16 protein-coding genes are annotated in these 16855 nt (G+C 41.6%); 9 read left to right on the top strand and 7 right to left on the bottom strand.

The features are described 5' to 3' along the window. Positions 1–148: 148 nt before the first annotated feature. Both BLS59_RS10940 and BLS59_RS10945 read left to right on the top strand, forming a co-directional pair. Positions 149–499, top strand: a complete 351-nt coding sequence (locus tag BLS59_RS10940; protein WP_091149055.1) for a hypothetical protein — start codon at positions 149–151, stop codon at positions 497–499. Beyond that, on the top strand, positions 496–1161 hold the full coding sequence (locus tag BLS59_RS10945) for an ATP-binding cassette domain-containing protein (protein ID WP_091149058.1): 666 nt from the start codon (positions 496–498) through the stop codon (positions 1159–1161). The genes BLS59_RS10940 and BLS59_RS10945 overlap by 4 nt, the downstream gene beginning before the upstream one ends. A 14-nt stretch (positions 1162–1175) precedes the next feature. Here BLS59_RS10945 and BLS59_RS10950 read toward each other — a convergent pair whose 3' ends face one another. The 5 genes from BLS59_RS10950 to BLS59_RS10970 all read right to left on the bottom strand — a co-directional run bounded on the left by BLS59_RS10950 (position 1176) and on the right by BLS59_RS10970 (position 6605). Next, positions 1176–1793 (bottom strand): ABC transporter ATP-binding protein, encoded by a 618-nt coding sequence (locus BLS59_RS10950; RefSeq protein WP_091149060.1) that lies wholly within the window; start codon positions 1791–1793, stop codon positions 1176–1178. Between the two features lie 107 nt (positions 1794–1900). Further along, positions 1901–2686: an acyl-ACP--UDP-N-acetylglucosamine O-acyltransferase gene (gene lpxA, locus BLS59_RS10955; protein ID WP_091149062.1), complete on the bottom strand. Its 786-nt coding sequence runs from the start codon at positions 2684–2686 to the stop codon at positions 1901–1903. Beyond that, a complete protein-coding gene (locus BLS59_RS10960) occupies positions 2683–4089 on the bottom strand; it encodes a bifunctional UDP-3-O-[3-hydroxymyristoyl] N-acetylglucosamine deacetylase/3-hydroxyacyl-ACP dehydratase (RefSeq protein ID WP_091149576.1) in 1407 nt (468 codons plus the stop codon). Before BLS59_RS10960 ends, lpxA begins: the two co-directional genes overlap by 4 nt. Positions 4090–4176: 87 nt before the next feature. After that, entirely contained in the window at positions 4177–5220 is a 1044-nt protein-coding gene (gene lpxD / locus BLS59_RS10965) for a UDP-3-O-(3-hydroxymyristoyl)glucosamine N-acyltransferase (protein ID WP_091149064.1), read from the bottom strand. Positions 5221–5378: 158 nt separating this feature from the next. Continuing rightward, on the bottom strand, positions 5379–6605 hold the full coding sequence (locus tag BLS59_RS10970; RefSeq protein WP_091149065.1) for an HD domain-containing protein: 1227 nt from the start codon (positions 6603–6605) through the stop codon (positions 5379–5381). 267 nt (positions 6606–6872) lie between these two features. Here BLS59_RS10970 and porX point away from each other — a divergent pair, with 267 nt between their 5' ends. Then, positions 6873–8426, top strand: a complete 1554-nt coding sequence (gene porX, locus BLS59_RS10975; RefSeq protein ID WP_091149067.1) for a T9SS response regulator signal transducer PorX — start codon at positions 6873–6875, stop codon at positions 8424–8426. Between the two features lie 331 nt (positions 8427–8757). After that, a complete protein-coding gene (hisS, locus tag BLS59_RS10980) occupies positions 8758–10131 on the top strand; it encodes a histidine--tRNA ligase (protein ID WP_091149070.1) in 1374 nt (457 codons plus the stop codon). Between the two features lie 165 nt (positions 10132–10296). On the opposite strand, the gene BLS59_RS10985 is transcribed toward hisS, so the two are convergent. Further along, positions 10297–10863, bottom strand: a complete 567-nt coding sequence (locus BLS59_RS10985; protein WP_091149073.1) for an RNA polymerase sigma-70 factor — start codon at positions 10861–10863, stop codon at positions 10297–10299. Positions 10864–11069: 206 nt separating this feature from the next. Here BLS59_RS10985 and BLS59_RS10990 point away from each other — a divergent pair, with 206 nt between their 5' ends. Further along, complete coding sequence (locus BLS59_RS10990) at positions 11070–11375, top strand: ArsR/SmtB family transcription factor (RefSeq protein WP_091149577.1); 306 nt, start codon at positions 11070–11072, stop codon at positions 11373–11375. Positions 11376–11384: 9 nt separating this feature from the next. Then, a complete protein-coding gene (locus tag BLS59_RS10995; RefSeq protein ID WP_091149075.1) occupies positions 11385–11873 on the top strand; it encodes an SRPBCC family protein in 489 nt (162 codons plus the stop codon). Between the two features lie 96 nt (positions 11874–11969). On the opposite strand, the gene BLS59_RS11000 is transcribed toward BLS59_RS10995, so the two are convergent. Then, positions 11970–13190 (bottom strand): redoxin family protein, encoded by a 1221-nt coding sequence (locus BLS59_RS11000; RefSeq protein WP_091149077.1) that lies wholly within the window; start codon positions 13188–13190, stop codon positions 11970–11972. A gap of 127 nt (positions 13191–13317) precedes the next feature. Here BLS59_RS11000 and BLS59_RS11005 point away from each other — a divergent pair, with 127 nt between their 5' ends. The 3 genes from BLS59_RS11005 (at position 13318) to BLS59_RS11015 (ending at position 16723) form a co-directional block, all read left to right on the top strand. Continuing rightward, a complete protein-coding gene (locus BLS59_RS11005; RefSeq protein WP_091149079.1) occupies positions 13318–14823 on the top strand; it encodes a sensor histidine kinase in 1506 nt (501 codons plus the stop codon). Beyond that, positions 14820–15524 (top strand): response regulator transcription factor, encoded by a 705-nt coding sequence (locus BLS59_RS11010; RefSeq protein WP_091149082.1) that lies wholly within the window; start codon positions 14820–14822, stop codon positions 15522–15524. Before BLS59_RS11005 ends, BLS59_RS11010 begins: the two co-directional genes overlap by 4 nt. A gap of 134 nt (positions 15525–15658) precedes the next feature. Beyond that, complete coding sequence (locus BLS59_RS11015; protein WP_091149084.1) at positions 15659–16723, top strand: FecR family protein; 1065 nt, start codon at positions 15659–15661, stop codon at positions 16721–16723. The last annotated feature ends 132 nt before the right edge of the window (positions 16724–16855 follow it).

Here is a 16855-nt window from a genome sequence, read left to right on the forward strand (position 1 = left end):
ATTGAGGCGCAAACTTAGCTACTTATGGGGAAAGAAACAAGTGATTGTATAACCTCTATCGGGTTGATTAGATTTACTTTAGTTCATGAGAGTAAGCCAACCCGGGCCAGGTTATCTCGGACTAAAACACTTTGTAACAATAAATTAAATGGCGATAACAATCCATCAGCTTATCTTACGTTTCACATTTATGCGAACATTAAAACTGATAGGCAGATTTCATTTGGGATTTTTTTTGCCTGATTTTTTAGTGACGTTAAGTTGCCTTGGATTGCTTGGTTTTTATGGCACCAAAGCACATGAAATATTGAGCATATTAGTTTGGTATAAAGTAATATCAATGACATTTATACTGTATGCAGCACTACAGTATAAAAAGAAGGAACTTTATTACTATCAAAACCTTGGAGTTTCTAAATTAACGCTTGCTGTATTTACCACTATTGCAAACTTTATGCTATTTATGGTTTTGTTTATCACCGTTTATCATTCACTATGACCCACGTACTGCGTATTGATAGCGTCGAATTAGAATTTGATTTGCGGAGGATACTTTCTGACGTGTTTATTAAATGTACCACCAATGAAATCATTGGCCTGTTAGGCCGGAACGGGGAGGGTAAAACAAGTTTAATGAATGTGATTTTGGGTAATATTAAAGCCACCAATAGTTTTATAAGCTTTGATGATGTAAAGATTACCGATGCCTTTAAAAAACCTCACCTGTTAATGTATTTGCCCCAGTTTAATTTTATACCGGCATCCTTAAAACTGCGTACCGTATTTGATGATTTTGGCCTGGAGTACGCACATTTTGAAAGTAAATTTCCGGAATTTGGCATGAGGTTTAAATCACGCGTGGGTGAACTTTCGGGCGGACAAAGGCGTGTACTTGAAATTTATGTTATTGCCAAATCTGCCGCTTTGTTTGTAATGATGGATGAGCCATTTACCCATTTAAATCCATTACAAATTGAAAAAATGAAACTGTTTTTACAGGAAGAAAAGATTAATAAGGGCATCATAGTTACCGACCATATGTATAACCATATTTTAGATATCAGCGACAATGTTTATATACTGGCTAATGGTAAAACCCACCTAATGCAATCAAAAATGGATTTAGACAGACTCGGTTACGCCAGGATAGGTCAAGCCTAAGCAACCAATCTTAACTATTTGTAATCCACAATATTTAACCGGTGGTTGCAAAAGCTGTATTCCTGCTCCTGGTTGGAGCATACTATGGTAAGCCGACCGGCAGCAAATTGTTGTACGAGGTTTAAATACCAATCTACCCCCTGTATATCAAGGTTTGAGGTTGGTTCATCGAGCATGAGCATAGGGGTATCGGCACAAAAAGCCAGGATCAGTTTAAGCCGCTGTTTCATGCCCGACGAAAAATATTTGATGAGCTTGTTTTCGCTTTTGGGTAGATTAAGCAGGTTTATAACTTCCTTTTTATCAACGCCCGGCTTGTAGTTTTTAAATTTAAAGTGAAAATCAATCATCTCACTGAGCGTAAATTCTTCAATTACTTCAAGGTAGGGTGCGGCAAGGCTTAAGTGGGTAAATACCTTGTCAATTTCTACAGGTTTATCATCAAAAGTAAAATCAATGGTTCCCTCAGATGGTGCCAAACTCCCGTTTAATACCTGTAGCAGTGTTGATTTACCCGAACCATTCGGCCCAAGTATAGCATAGGATTGGCCGGTAGTGAACGTATGGTTCACCCCCCTGAAAATCCAGTCGCGGTTAAAGCGGCGGCCGATGTTTTTGAGGGTGATGTTCATGAGCAGTTCATAGTTGATGGTTCATAGATCATGGGTTGGCATTGGTTCATCGCTGTTTAAACAGGCTTGTTTTGCCTATGAACCATGAACTACCACCCATGAACCCATTAAGTATTCCCAAATCCCTTCATGATACCCCTTTGGGAGTTTTGCAGAAAGTTGATGATCTCGTCGCGTTCAACGCTGGGAGTAAACTCGGCCTCGATGATATCAAGGGCCTTGCTTACGTTATATTTTTTCAGGAACAGGATACGGTAGATCTCCTGAATTTCGTTAATGGTAGCTGCGGAAAACCCTCTGCGGCGTAAGCCTACGGAGTTGATACCCACGTAAGATAATGGTTCGCGACCAGCCTTTGTAAACGGCGGCACATCCTTACGAACCAACGATCCGCCAGAGATCATGCTATGCGCACCTATCTCCACAAATTGATGTACGGCAGATGACCCGCCTATAAAGGCATAGTCATAAACGTTAATGTGCCCTGCAAGCTGTACCGCATTGGCAATAATCACGTTATCGCCAATAACACAATCGTGTGCTACGTGTACGTAGGCCATTAGCAGGCAATTGCTGCCTATGGTGGTGGTGTTTTTATCAAGTGCGGTACCGCGATTAAGAGTTACGCATTCGCGGATGGTGGTATTATCACCTATAGATACGGTGCTTTGCTCGCCTTTGTACTTTAAATCCTGTGGTGGTGCCGATACAACAGCTCCCGGGAAAATACGACAGTTTTTGCCTATGCGGGCACCGTCCATTATTACCGAGTTGGAGCCGATCCAGGTGCCCTCGCCAATTTCAACATCCTTGTGGATGGTTACAAACGGTTCAATAACCACATTGTCGGCAATTTTTGCCTGTGGATGTATATATGCTAAAGGCTGGATCATGCTTCTGTTCCTTTTACTTTTACAATTTGTGCCATTAATTCAGCCTCAACAACTACCCTGTCGCCAACCATACCTACACCCTTCATGGTGGCAATGCCCCGCCTTATTGGGGCCAGCAGGTCGCAAACATAAATAATGGTATCGCCAGGAACAACTTTACTTTTAAAGCGGGCGTTTTCTATCTTTAAAAACAAGGTAAGGTAATTTTCCGGATCGGGTACGGTATTTAATACCAGGATACCGCCGGTTTGTACCATACCTTCAATTTGAAGTACACCGGGAAATATTGGTGCACCCGGGAAATGGCCCTTAAAAAACTCCTCGTTAATGGTTACATTTTTCATGCCCACTACATGGCTTTTGGTAAGTTCCAAAATCTTATCTATCATTAAAAAAGGTTGCCTGTGTGGCAGCATACCCATAATTTCAACGGTATCAAATACCGGTTTGGCATTAGGGTCGTAAACTTTAACCTGTTTACGGCTTTTTTCTTTTTTAATTAATGCTTTTATTTTTTTTGCGAAGGCAACATTGGCCGCATGGCCCGGGCGCGCTGCCATAATATGGCCTTTAAGCGGTACGCCTACCAGGGCCAGATCGCCAATCATATCCAGTAGTTTGTGCCTTGCAGGCTCGTTCTGATGGCGCAGTTCAATATTGTTAAGGATGCCTTGCGGGGCAACATTGATATCTTTACGGTTAAATAGTTTGGCAAGGTGGGCAAGCTCTTCTTCGTCAACCTCTTTATCAACCACAACAATGGCATTGTTAAGGTCGCCGCCTTTTATAAGGTCATGCTTAACCAGCATTTCCAGTTCATGCAAAAAGCAAAAAGTACGGCACGATGCAATTTCCTTTTTAAACTCGCTTATGGTGGAGATACTGGCATGCTGACTGCCCAGCACCTGCGAGTTATAATCAACCATGCAGGTAAAGCGGTAATCGTCAAGCGGCATTGCAACCATTTCTACCTTACGGTCGGGCTCGGAGTAATGTATATTGTACGGAATGTGGTAATATTCGCGGTCGGCATCCTGCTCCAGCAGGCCGGTTTCCATAATAACGTCAACAAACTGGATAGAGCTGCCATCCATAATTGGCGTTTCGGGGCCGTCCATATCTATCAGTACGTTATCTATTTCCATACCAACCAAAGCGGCCAGCACGTGTTCAACCGTATTAACAGTTGCACCGTTTTGCGAAATAGTTGTTCCACGCGATGTATCGGTTACGTTATCAACATCGGCGTCAATTATAGGCGAACCCGGCATATCAACACGGCGAAACTTATAGCCGTGGTTTTCTGCAGCAGGGTTAAAAGTCATGGTTACACGCTGACCTGTGTGTAAACCCGTGCCCGAAACTGATACCGGCGCTTTAATAGTTCTTTGTTTTACATTCATATTATTGGTCATTGGGCATTAGTCATTGATCATTGGTGAATAGTTCATAGTTGCCACCTGTAAAACCAAATGACTAATGACTGGTGACTATTGACTTCCCTTTTTTAATTCTTGTATAATTTTTTCTAATTCGTTTATTCTTTTTTCCAGCTCGGGCAAACGGCTTATCACCACGTTTGAACGCATATTGGCGTTATAGGGTACCGCGGGTGTGCCGGCCCATTTTTTACCTTCCTCGGTAACGGAACGGCTTACGCCGGATTGTGCCTGGAATTGTGATCGGTTTGCAATAGTAATATGCCCTACCAAACCAACCTGGCCGCCCATAATTACGTTTTCGCCAACCTTTGTACTGCCGGATATGCCGGTTTGTGCTGCTATAACGGTATTAGCGCCAATTTCTACATTATGGGCTATCTGTATAAGATTATCAAGCTTTACGCCTTTGCGAATAATGGTTGATCCCATAGTGGCCCTATCGATAGTGGTATTTGAACCAACCTCCACATCATCTTCTAAAATAACGTTACCTATCTGCGCTACTTTGGTGTAGGAGCCATCGGGGTTTGGCGCAAAGCCAAAGCCGTCGCTGCCTATCACCGCGCCCGAATGTATTATTACGTTATTGCCTATCACACAATCAAAATAAATGGTAACTCCCGAAAACAAGGTAACATTATCTCCTATAGTTACATTGTCGGAAATGTTAACATTAGGATAAATTTTACAGTTGTTGCCAATTTTAGCATCCTGGCCTATGTATGCAAATGCGCCGATATATAAATCGGTACCTATTTGCGCAGATGGGTGTATAAAGCAGGGCTGCTCGATGCCTTTTTTATTGAGTTTAAAGGTATTGTATTGCTCCAGTAACACCGAAAAAGCACTGTAAGCGTTCTCTACGCGGATGAGTGTGGCCTTAACTGGTGCGGTAAGCTGCAGATCGTTATTAACAATAACCACCGAAGCATTGGTAGTATATAAATACTGCTCATACTTGGGGTTAGCCAAAAACGACAAACTGCCTTCGGTTCCTTCCTCTATTTTAGCCAGCTGATGAACTGTTACAGCGCCATCGCCTTCAACAGTTCCGTTAAGCAGTAAACTTATATCCTGGGCAGTAAATTGCATCGACAAATTTAAATGTTAATATTAAAGCAACAAATTATTAATTGGTAAGTGTTTTAAGGAGCGGAGATTGAGGTGCGAGGTGCGTTGATCGATCAAGTTTTTATTCATTTCTTAACCCCAACTGCGCACTTCGCACTCCGATCTTCGCTCCACAGCCTTCACAGCAACTCTTTACTATAGCAAAGTATGTATTTTTTTACCGTTTTTGCTAATGCCTCTAAATTAGAGTTATCACTCGCGGTTGTAATGTCATTAACATGGCCATCCTTCATTAATATGCCTATGTTGCCATCACCGGCGGTATAGGCATTGTTACGTATAGATGTGGTAAAAACAAAGTACGATGCATCATGCTCGCTTACATTATACTTTGTCATGGCTTTTTTAATAAGTGTATCTACAAAAGCCTTATCGGGGCGCTTGTTTGAAATATCTACATGGTAAAGGTTACGCTGCACCAGGTTTTTTGATAAGGTGGAGAGGATAAAATCGTTATGCCCGGCCCACACTTTTACCGCCGCCATAATATCTGTATCATCCAAACTGGCAAATGTTTCCAGGTGATGATCTTCGTTCATAAAGGTGTCCCTGCTTATGTGGCCTTTAATGAAATGTTTTAGGGCAGGTGTGGCAATTAAATCTTCGCCCTTAAGGGTAAGCTCGCGGCAGCGTTTAAAGATCTTAACCAGCAGTTCCTCACCGGCAATTACGGTTTTATGCAGGTATACCTGCCAGTACATTAGCCTGCGGGCTATCAGGAATTTCTCTATCGAATAAATGCCCTTGGCTTCTACCACAATATGATCATCCTTTATGTTCAGCATTTTTATGATCCTGTCTGAACTTATTACCCCCTCAGATACGCCTGTAAAAAAACTGTCGCGGTTAAGGTAATCCAGCCTGTCCATATCCAGCTGACTGGATACCAGCTGATGCAGGAACCTGCGCGGAAAAGTATCATTAAAAATACTGATGGCCATGGTTAACTTACCATCAAATTGCTCGTTTAGCTTATTCATCAGCATAGATGAAATATCTTCATGGTCTATGCCTTCAATTATGGTACGCTCCAACGCATGCGAGAACGGGCCGTGGCCTATGTCATGCAATAATATGGCTATGGTAACGGCTTCTTCCTCTTCGTCGCTAATGTTATGGCCTTTGTTGCGCAGGGTTTCAATAGCCATATCCATGAGGTACATTGCGCCCAGGGCATGATGAAAGCGGGTGTGCAGCGCGCCGGGATAAACGAGGTGCGTCATCCCTAATTGTTTGATATACCTTAGCCGTTGAAAGTAAGGATGCTCTATGAGGTCAAATATCAGCTCGGTTGGGATGCTGATAAAACCGTAAACCGGATCGTTAATTATTTTCTTTTTGTTCAATGCGGATTATAATTGTGCAAAAATGTAAAACAAAGGTAAAATAAGCGCCCGATGTTTGTTAAATTTTGTTAATACCTTTACTATTTAACAACAAAAGGCGCTCTTTGGGGTTTAAGGAGGGAATGTCTGAACCAGAATTTATAGAATTAAGTATTACCTGAATCTGTTATCGCTGTACTGTACACCCGCTAATAATTCTATAAATTTGCTTAATTCCTCAAAATTCAGGCTCTGAACCATTCACACTATTTTTAATCAGATACCACTATGCAAGAAACAACCATTTTATGGGCCGATGACGAAATTGACCTGTTAAGACCTCATATACTTTTCTTAAGCGAAAAAGGCTATAAAGTAACTACGGTTACCAATGGCAATGATGCTGTTGACGCTTTCAAAGCCGGCTATTTCGACCTGGTTTTCCTTGACGAAAATATGCCGGGCTTAACCGGACTGGAAACCCTGCAGCAGATCAAAAACATCAACAATGATGTGCCCATTGTACTGATCACCAAAAACGAGGAAGAGTACCTGATGGAAGATGCTATCGGTTCAAAAATTGATGATTACCTGATAAAGCCGGTACACCCCAAGCAAATACTGCTTACCATTAAAAAACTTACCGAAAACAAACGCCTGGTTACCGAAAAAACAACCATGGCCTACCAAATGGATTTCCGTACGCTGGGCATGACGCTGAACGATAACCTAAGCCATCAGGAGTGGGTAGATGTTTATAAAAAACTCATTTACTGGGAACTTGAGCTTGAAAAACTGGAAGACGCCGGGATGCACGAGATCCTTACACTGCAAAAAGCCGAAGCCAATGTTCAGTTTTGCAAGTTTATTGAGCGTAACTACTTAAACTGGATAAAATACCCGGAGGATGCGCCTACCAGTTCGCCGCAATTGTTTAAAAAGAAGGTATTCCCTAAACTGGATGGTAAAGGTCCGCTGTTTTTTATACTGATAGATAACCTGCGGTTTGATCAGTTTAAGATCATCAACCCCATTATATCAGAATATTTCAGACTGGAAGAGGAAGATACTTACTACAGTATTTTGCCAACAGCAACGCAATACGCACGTAACTCTATTTTCAGTGGCTTAATGCCTTTGGATATGGAAAAACGTTTTCCAAATATGTGGCAAAACGATGAGGATGAAGGTGGTAAAAACCTGTACGAATCGGAATTTGTTGCCGATCATTTAAAACGTGTACTACGCAGGGATTGTAAATACTCGTACCACAAAATTCTGAATATTGACGAGGGCCGGGCACTTAATGAATCTGTAAACAACCTTATGGGCAATGAGCTTAACGTGGTGGTTTACAACTTTGTTGATATGCTTAGCCATGCCCGTACAGATATGCAGATGATTCGCGAGCTGGCCAGCGATGATGCGGCTTACCGTTCGTTAACCTTGTCGTGGTTTGAGCACTCGCCGTTATTTGACCTGTTGAAATACCTGGCTTCGAAGCAGGTAAGGGTAGTGATCACAACAGATCATGGTACCATCCGCGTTAAAAACCCAAGCAAAATTGTTGGCGATAGGAATACCAACACCAACCTGCGTTATAAACAAGGTAAAAACCTTAACTATAACGCCAAAGAAGTATTCCACATCCGTAACCCGCACGATGCTATGCTGCCCAAGTTGCACCTGAGCTCCAGCTTTGTGTTTGCCAAGGAGGATAGCTACTTTGTGTACCCTAATAACTATAACCACTTTGTTAATTTTTATAACGAAACCTTCCAGCATGGGGGCATCTCGTTAGAGGAAATGATCATACCGGTAGTAACCTACGGACCGAAATAGGCCCGACCTATCTAAATAGAAATTAAACGCCTGCTGGAAATATCCGGCAGGTGTTTTTGTTAGAGGCTATTTGAAATTTGATTTATTTAAGTTAATAAAGAATTTCATTGCCGCTGACTTCAGTCAACGGATAATGGTCGTAAACCGTGGCTTTAGCCCAAATGCCACCTTGATAATTGGGCTGAAGCCCGCAATAATGTTTTCCAGTACCGTTGACTAAAGTCAACGGCAATGAATAACGTTCATTTTAAAAAGGCTTCTTAGTTATGACTGTTATGCGGCTTCCTCAAGTAGCTATAACACATAATTTGCTTTTTTGTACATTTGCGGCATGGCATCCATCAAACCATCCGTACCTAAAGGAACCCGTGATTTTTCACCAACAGAAATGGTGAAGCGTAACTATATTTTTGATACCATTAAAAGCGTTTTCCGCAAATACGGCTATCAGCAGATAGAAACACCTACGATGGAAAACCTCTCTACCTTAACCGGTAAGTATGGTGATGAAGGCGATAAACTGATATTTAAGGTGCTGAATAGCGGCGATTATTTGGCTAAGGTAAGTCCCGAAAAGATGGCGGATAAAAACTCAAATCTATTAACTTCCGAGATTTCCGAGAAAGCCCTCCGTTACGACCTCACCGTTCCCTTTGCCCGTTACGTAGTACAACACCAAAATGAAATAACCTTTCCGTTCAAGCGTTTCCAGGTGCAGCCGGTTTGGCGTGCCGACAGGCCGCAGCGCGGTCGTTACCGTGAGTTTTACCAGTGCGATGCCGATGTGGTCGGCTCGGCTTCATTACTGAACGAAGCTGAGTTTATATTGATATATGACGAGGCTTTAGGTAAGCTTGGCTTAAAGGATTTTAGCATAAAAATAAATAATAGAAAAATTCTATCAGGAATTGCGCAGATTATAGATAAAGCTGATAATATCATTGATCTGACTGTAGCCATTGATAAATTAGATAAGATCGGGCTGGATGGCGTTACCAAAGAATTGCTTGAACGCGGCTTTACAGCAGAAGATATAGAGAAAATTAAGCCGGTTATTTTGCTGCAGGGTACCAATACCCAAAAGCTGCAAAGCCTGCGCGAAGCCTTAGCCGGATCGGAAATTGGGTTAAAAGGCTGCGACGAAATAGAAGAAGTATTTGGCTACATCAAAAACTGTCCCCTGCAAACCGCCACGCTGGAACTGGATATTACCCTGGCCCGCGGACTTAACTATTACACCGGCGCCATCTTCGAAGTAAAATCAAACGAAGCTGTTATGGGCAGTATTGGCGGCGGCGGTCGTTATGACGATTTAACCGGCATGTTTGGTTTGAGTGGCCTAACAGGTGTAGGTATTTCCTTTGGTGCCGACAGAATCTATGATGTGCTGGAAGACCTTAAACTTTTCCCCCCAGCTACCACCCAAAGTACCCAGGTGCTTATTTGCAATTTCGATAAAGAAGGTGAAACCTACGGCTTGCCGTTATTGCAGCAGCTTCGCCGCCAAAACATAAATACGGAGCTGTACCCCGCCGGCGCCAAGATCAAAAAACAGCTCGATTACGCCAACAATAAAAACATTCCCTACACGGTAGTTATAGGCAGCGACGAAATGCAAAGCGGCTTATTAACTTTTAAAAACATGCTTACCGGCGTACAGGAAAAACTTACGGTTACTGAGATTGTAGGATATTTTACAAATTAAACTACTTTACAAATTTATACCTATTGTCATCCTGAGGAACGAAGGATCTATTCGCAGACTTACATATCATATATTAGATTCTTCGTTCCTCAGAATGACAATGTCTATTAGAGATTGCTTCGTCGTTCCTCCTCGCGCGGACAATTATAGGATAGCTACTACTATCTAAAAGAAAAACAAGTAAGTAACGTGTTTCAAGGTTCGGCGTAGTTTTTCAAGTGCTATGCTTACCTGCCGCTCCACCGTTTTTGGCGATATATTAAGTTGGGCGGCAATCTCCCGGTACTTGAGGTCGCTAAAGCGGCTAAGTACAAATATCTCCCGGCATTTTTCGGGCAGGGTATCTATGGCCGCCTTAATTTGCTGTACCAGTTCCTTTTCTTCGTAGCCGCTTTCTACGGTACTGCGTACTTCGTCAAATAAATTATTCTTTTCGAGATAGCTAACGTAAAGGTTCTCTATTTTTTGGTGTTTAAGGTAATTAAGACTGCGGTTTTGTACCATCTTAAAAAGGTACGACCGTACCGAGGTGGAAAACGTGGTTTCATGCCCCCGCTCCCATAAATCTGTAAACACATCTGCAACAATCTCCTCTGCAACCGAAAGGTCATTCACAAAACGATTGGCAAAAAGCGTAAGCCTGGTATAATAAAGTTTAAATAAAACTTCAAATGCCACGGTATCGCCCTGTGTAAGTTTGGTAATTAAAATTTCGTTGGCTTGGGTAATCATTTATTCATGCGATGAATTAAAATGCGTTACTTTTTAAAAACTTTTAACAAGTTAGATAAAAAACTTTAAGCTTCAAATTTAATATGGAAATAATGTTAAAGTAACCTTTATTATTCTGTAGTTGGGTAGCATGCCAAAATAAATTTTTAAATAAATTTGCGCATTGAATGGTTGCGTTTATATTTGCAATCAAACGGTTGCAAATTATGAGAAGAGATATTTTTCAGGCCATTGCCGATCCTACCCGCAGGGCTATCCTGAGTTTGCTGGCTTTACAGGCCATGACGCCCAACGCCCTTGCCCAACATTTTGACAGCACCCGGCAGGCTGTATCTAAACATATACAAATCCTTACCGAGTGCGAGGTGCTTAACCAGGAGCATATTGGCAGGGAGATCCATTACCATGTAAATCTCCAAAAAATGAAAGAAATAGACCATTGGCTTGAAGGCTTCCGCAAACTGTGGGAAGACAAGTTTAACCAGTTAGACGATTTATTAAATAACCTTTAACAAACAATTATGAAAAACGAAACAATCATTAGCAAAGACCTGGCTAATAAAAAACTTCACATCACCCGTCATTTTGCCGCCCCGGTAGCAAAAGTATGGAAAGCCTGGACAGAGAGCGAGCTATTAGATAAATGGTGGGCGCCAAGGCCGTGGAAAGCCGAAACAAAATCCATGGATTTTACAGAAGGCGGCTTCTGGCTTTATTGCATGGCTGGTCCCAACGGCGAGCGTTCATGGTGCCGGGTAGATTTTACGAAGATTGATGCCGGAAAAAGTTTTTCGGCCGTAGCCAGCTTTTGTGATGAAGACGGTAACCTTATCAGCGATTTCCCTAAAATGTATTGGTTAAACGTTTTTGAACCTGCAGAAACAGGGACGAAACTTGAAGTGGACCTGAGCTTTGATAGTGAAGCCGATCTTGAAAAAATTGTTGCCATGGGCTTTGAAGCAGGCTTTACTATGGGGCTTGGTAACCTTGACGAATTGCTTGAAGCATAGTAATTATATACCTCTTATAATTTTAACAACGGCCGGTTCAGCAATGAGCCGGCCGTTTTATAGCTCATGATGTTATGCAAATAAGTTAATGATTTGCTACAAATTTCCCTGATTGGTGTACAGTACCATGATCCTGATTTTACGGCGTGTTTTTTCAAGCCTGAAGCCAATATCATCAATGGATTTCAGGAGGCCTTCCTTAGTCCGCATCTCTACATTGGTTTTAATATCGTAGCGCCCGGCAAGGCCGGTTTCATCTATAACCGGCAAGTTAAATTCATTACTGAGGTATAGATCGCTAAAATCGGCCAGGGTAGCACCTTTGCCATCAAAGCCCTGCCCGCTAAAGCCGTAGGTGAGTGCAGTTAGTTTGGAGGATGGAAGGATGACCTTGCCTTCCTCTTTTAGCTTCAATACATATACATCGGTATTGCGCAGCTCTATCCGGGCTTTTACCGGCATTGATTGCTGCAGCCTTTGCTGCATAATGATATAAAGACTATCTTTCTGCTCCGGTTTAACCAAAAGGTCAAAACAATATAATAAGTTTTTGTCCTCATAATTATCATATTTCTTAGTCGAACCTTCGTATACAATTTGTTTTGATGAAACGATTTTATATGCGTCTTGATACATGTTAAGTACCCCAACATTAAAATAAGTTATCCGTCTGCCACCAAACACACCACTGTTGGGCTTTTTTCCCATGGCTCGATGATCTGTCATATACGAGCGGATGGTGAAATTACTGGCCAATAAACTATCTACACCAAACGGGTCTTTATCAGTACTGTTAAGCCTATTCTGTACCTGGCCATTTGATTTTACCTTTTCGCCTTTAATAAGCCTGTTAATGATTTTGGTATTTACCGAATCTGTTTTTAAAATTGCGACAATTTCATGTTTGGCGTTAACCACAACGCACTGGCCAACATAGGCCAGGTTAAGCATTTGGTATAAGAGCGAAGCAGTATCAGTAGCAAGCCAAATTTTAGACGGTTTTTTGGCAAGATATTTCTTTATTCTACCAATAGGTTCATTGGATAACCCGATCACCTGGATATGCTGGCCGAACTTTGATTGCAGCTTAGCGAGGGAATCCATTTCCGGAATACAGGGGCTGCACCAGGTTCCCCAAAGATTAATTACAAATAGTTTGTTAGATTGATACTTGTTTAAGTTCAGTTCTGTAATAGGTGCATTGATAATAGGGCCGATAACAATATTCGGAAATTTGTCGCCTGCTTTAAGTATATAGTTTTGAGCGCCTGCTTTAATTGCGGTAAGCAGAATAGCGGCTATCAGAAATTTTTTCATATTGTGAATTGTTTTGTGATGCAAAACTGCTCATCCAAAAAACAAAAACATGTTATAGGATAGGTTAATTTAGGTTATATTATGTTAACACGACCTGGCGATTAAAAGGTAACGATTACATTTGATCATGCAAAAAAACACCCGGTATATTCTGGCAATATGTATAACCGCTGTTGTAACCGTTTTACTGTTACAGTTTTATTGGATAAAAAACTATTACAAGATTAACCGATTCACTTTTGAAAAGGAAGTTAACATGGCGTTTGAAGATGCCCTCAAAAAAGAATTTAGTTTGCGTTGCGATACCATACAGCAACTTATTGCAAACAAGCTAATGGATACAACAGAGTTTAAAATCACCAGTGAATATGATGATAAAAAAAAACGCTACATATACACCGTTGCCAACGCACATAATCTGCATGATAAATACCAATCCTCGTCATTTTCTACTAAAAAACTTAATAAAGCACTGTTGCCAAAAGATACGATATTTAGAAGAAAAATAGCCGAAAGCTTTGCCTATGCGATGAGAAGCGAGGATCTTGAAAATCATATTGTTTACTACCACACCCAAAATCTCGGAAAGTACGCCGTAGACAATATTGAAAAATACAACTTTGATACTACCCGTTTAAGACCTGTATTGATACACTATTTGGCCGAGCGGCAAATTAATGTTCCGTTTAAATTTTATTTACGTGAATCAGACAGCACCTTTAATCGGAGTCATTTTAATCCCAAGCTAACCAGGCTTTATCCAATCATAACGAAAGCGTATCCAACCTATAAGCAAAACAGTAGTGAACAATATGTAAGAGTACTTTTTACAGATCCTTTTTCTTATATAATGGCACAAATGGGTTTAACACTTATTGGTTCAATTTTTTTGATCGCCGTAGTAGCTTCCAGTCTTTTTTATTTGTTGCGTACGGTATACCGCGAAAAGAAGGTATCTGCCATTAAAAACGATTTTATCAGTAATATCACGCATGAGTTTAAAACGCCAATAGCTACAGTATCGGCCGCTATTGAGGCCTTAACCAGTTTTGATGTACTGGACGACCCGGAGAAAACGCGCCGTTATCTCCATCACTCTAAAAACGAGCTGAATCGCCTTTCGGCCCTGGTTGATAAGGTATTGAATATCTCGCTTTATGAAAACCAGCAGTTTGATATTAAGCCTGAGCATTTAAATGTAGATAATACAATCAGCGCAATCCTCAAGGAATGTACCTTAACCAGCGCACGGCCAGTAAAGTACACCTACGTTAATCTATCAGGTGTTACACAAGTTTACGCGGATCAACTCTACTTTCAGCATACCCTCATCAATGTGATTGATAACGCTATTAAATATTCAGACAAGCAAATTGATATACAAGTGGAATGCACCCTGCGGCAGGGGCATTTGGTTATTGCCGTTAAGGATAGCGGCACTGGCATCAGCGCCGGAAATTTGCCGCATATTTTCGAGAAATTTTACCGGGTCCCATCCAGCCATCACCATACCAAGGGGCATGGACTGGGGTTAAGCTATGTGAAAAGTATCATTGAAAAACATAAGGGCTGGTGTAAAATGGAAAGTGAATTTGGAAAAGGCAGCACTCTTTATTTAGCCTGGCCGTTATGATACAGCAACACGTTTTACTGGTAGAGGATGAGCCGGTACTTGCGGAGATAATCCGCGAAAGCCTGCAATCGCGCGGGTTTGTAATTACGCATACACCTTCGGCCATCGAAGCCATGGTTCTATATACCCGGCAATCGTATGACATTCTTATCCTGGATGTGATGCTGCCCGATGGCAATGGATTTGCTATTGCCAAACAGATCAGGAATAGCGATATAGCCACGCCTATTATCTTTCTTACCTCGCGCTCACTGCCGCAGGATGTGGTGGAGGGTTTTGAAAGCGGCGGGAACGATTATTTGAAAAAGCCCTTCAGTTTAGAAGAACTGATCATCCGCATGAAAGCGCTGATGAATAGCAACCGCCTGGCTATCAACATGAACACCGGATCAAAAAATAGCCGCCTGGGCGATTATACTTTTCAATATCCTAAAGGAATTTTAAGTTATGCCGGTAATCAGCATGAACTCACTACCCGCGAGTGCGAAATATTGCAAATGCTAATTGTTAACCGTAACCAGATGTTGAGCCGTAGTACCCTGTTAATGACCTTTTGGGATAACACCGATTATTTTAGTGGCCGCAGTCTGGATGTTTTTATTACTAAACTGCGGAAGTATTTAAAAAACGATCCATCAGTAAGTATCCTGAATATACGCGGTCAAGGGTATAAGTTGATCTGCACAATTGATTCCCTGTAATCTTAAAAGCAATATAACGTAAGTAATCAACTGATCGGGGGTTGTTCGGGAAGCCGACTTTATTTTATTGAAATTATTTTCTAAACGTTTGAGGGTGTGGCTACCCTTTAGTTGTCCTTGCATTAATATTAAGGATGGATAACGAGCAAATAAAACTGTTACTGGTAAAATATATAACCCGCGAAGCCAACGATGAAGAGGTAGTGCAGGTTAAGGATTGGATACGTGCGCACCCGGAGAACGAACAGTACTTTGCCCAACTGTACGAAACATGGCAAAATATGCTATACCTTAATCCCAAAGTTATTGATGAGGATAAGGCGTTCGAAAAATTTGGGCCGGTAATAAACCCACAGGAAACAAAATACAGGCAATTATATAAATGGACCAAAGTTGCAGCGGTTATAGCCCTGTTTGGTGTGCTGTCATTTATATTGATACAGCATTACGCCCAAAATGCGCAAAGCATTCGGCAGGTAGCGGCCAATAAGGGGGGCATAAAAAAAATCATTTTAAGTGATGGTACGTTGGTTTGGCTCAATGCGGGCAGCAAGCTTAAATATAATACCAACTTTGGCAAAACCAACCGTTCGGTTTACCTGGAAGGGGAGGCTTTTTTTGAGATTGCTCCCGGTAAAAAGACTGTTCCGTTTATTGTGAATACCAAAAACTATACGGTGCGGGATATCGGTACAAAATTTAACCTGAAGGCTTATCCAAACGATCAGTTTTTTGAAACAACCGTAATTAAAGGTGAGGTTGCGGTTGAGGGCAATGTAGATAACAACGCTCACGAAATGAACCGCATTTTTGTGAAACCGCGCCAGGTGCTGCGCATCTATTACCATCCACCTGCCGAAAAGTACGCTTACAAGCCCAATGACAATAAGGATCTGGAGAACCTGAACGAGATCCAGGTTTTACAGGTAGACTCAGGCAAAATGGACAGGTATGATGGCTGGAAAAACGATGTACTGGTATTTGACGGCAACACCCTTGGTGAAATTGCCAAAGTGCTGGAACGCCGCTACAACGTAAAAATAATTATGGACGATGCTGACTTGCAAAACATCCGCTACTCGGGCAGCTTCAAAAATGTGGGGGGTATTGATAAGGTGCTGGCTATAATAAAAGGCAATACCGCTATAGATTATACCATAAAAGGCAACACCATAAACATCACAAACGATAATAACTGATCTGCTAACCTTAAAAACAAGATACCTTATGATAAAAAACTGACGCTCTCTATCAAAATAAAAAACCCGTGTGCGCTAACACTACGGGTTATAAGATCAATAGCTAATACCCTACGCTTGGGGAAGCATCGT

Origin of the sequence: Mucilaginibacter pineti, assembly GCF_900101875.1 — a bacterium.
Lineage (GTDB): Bacteria > Bacteroidota > Bacteroidia > Sphingobacteriales > Sphingobacteriaceae > Mucilaginibacter > Mucilaginibacter pineti.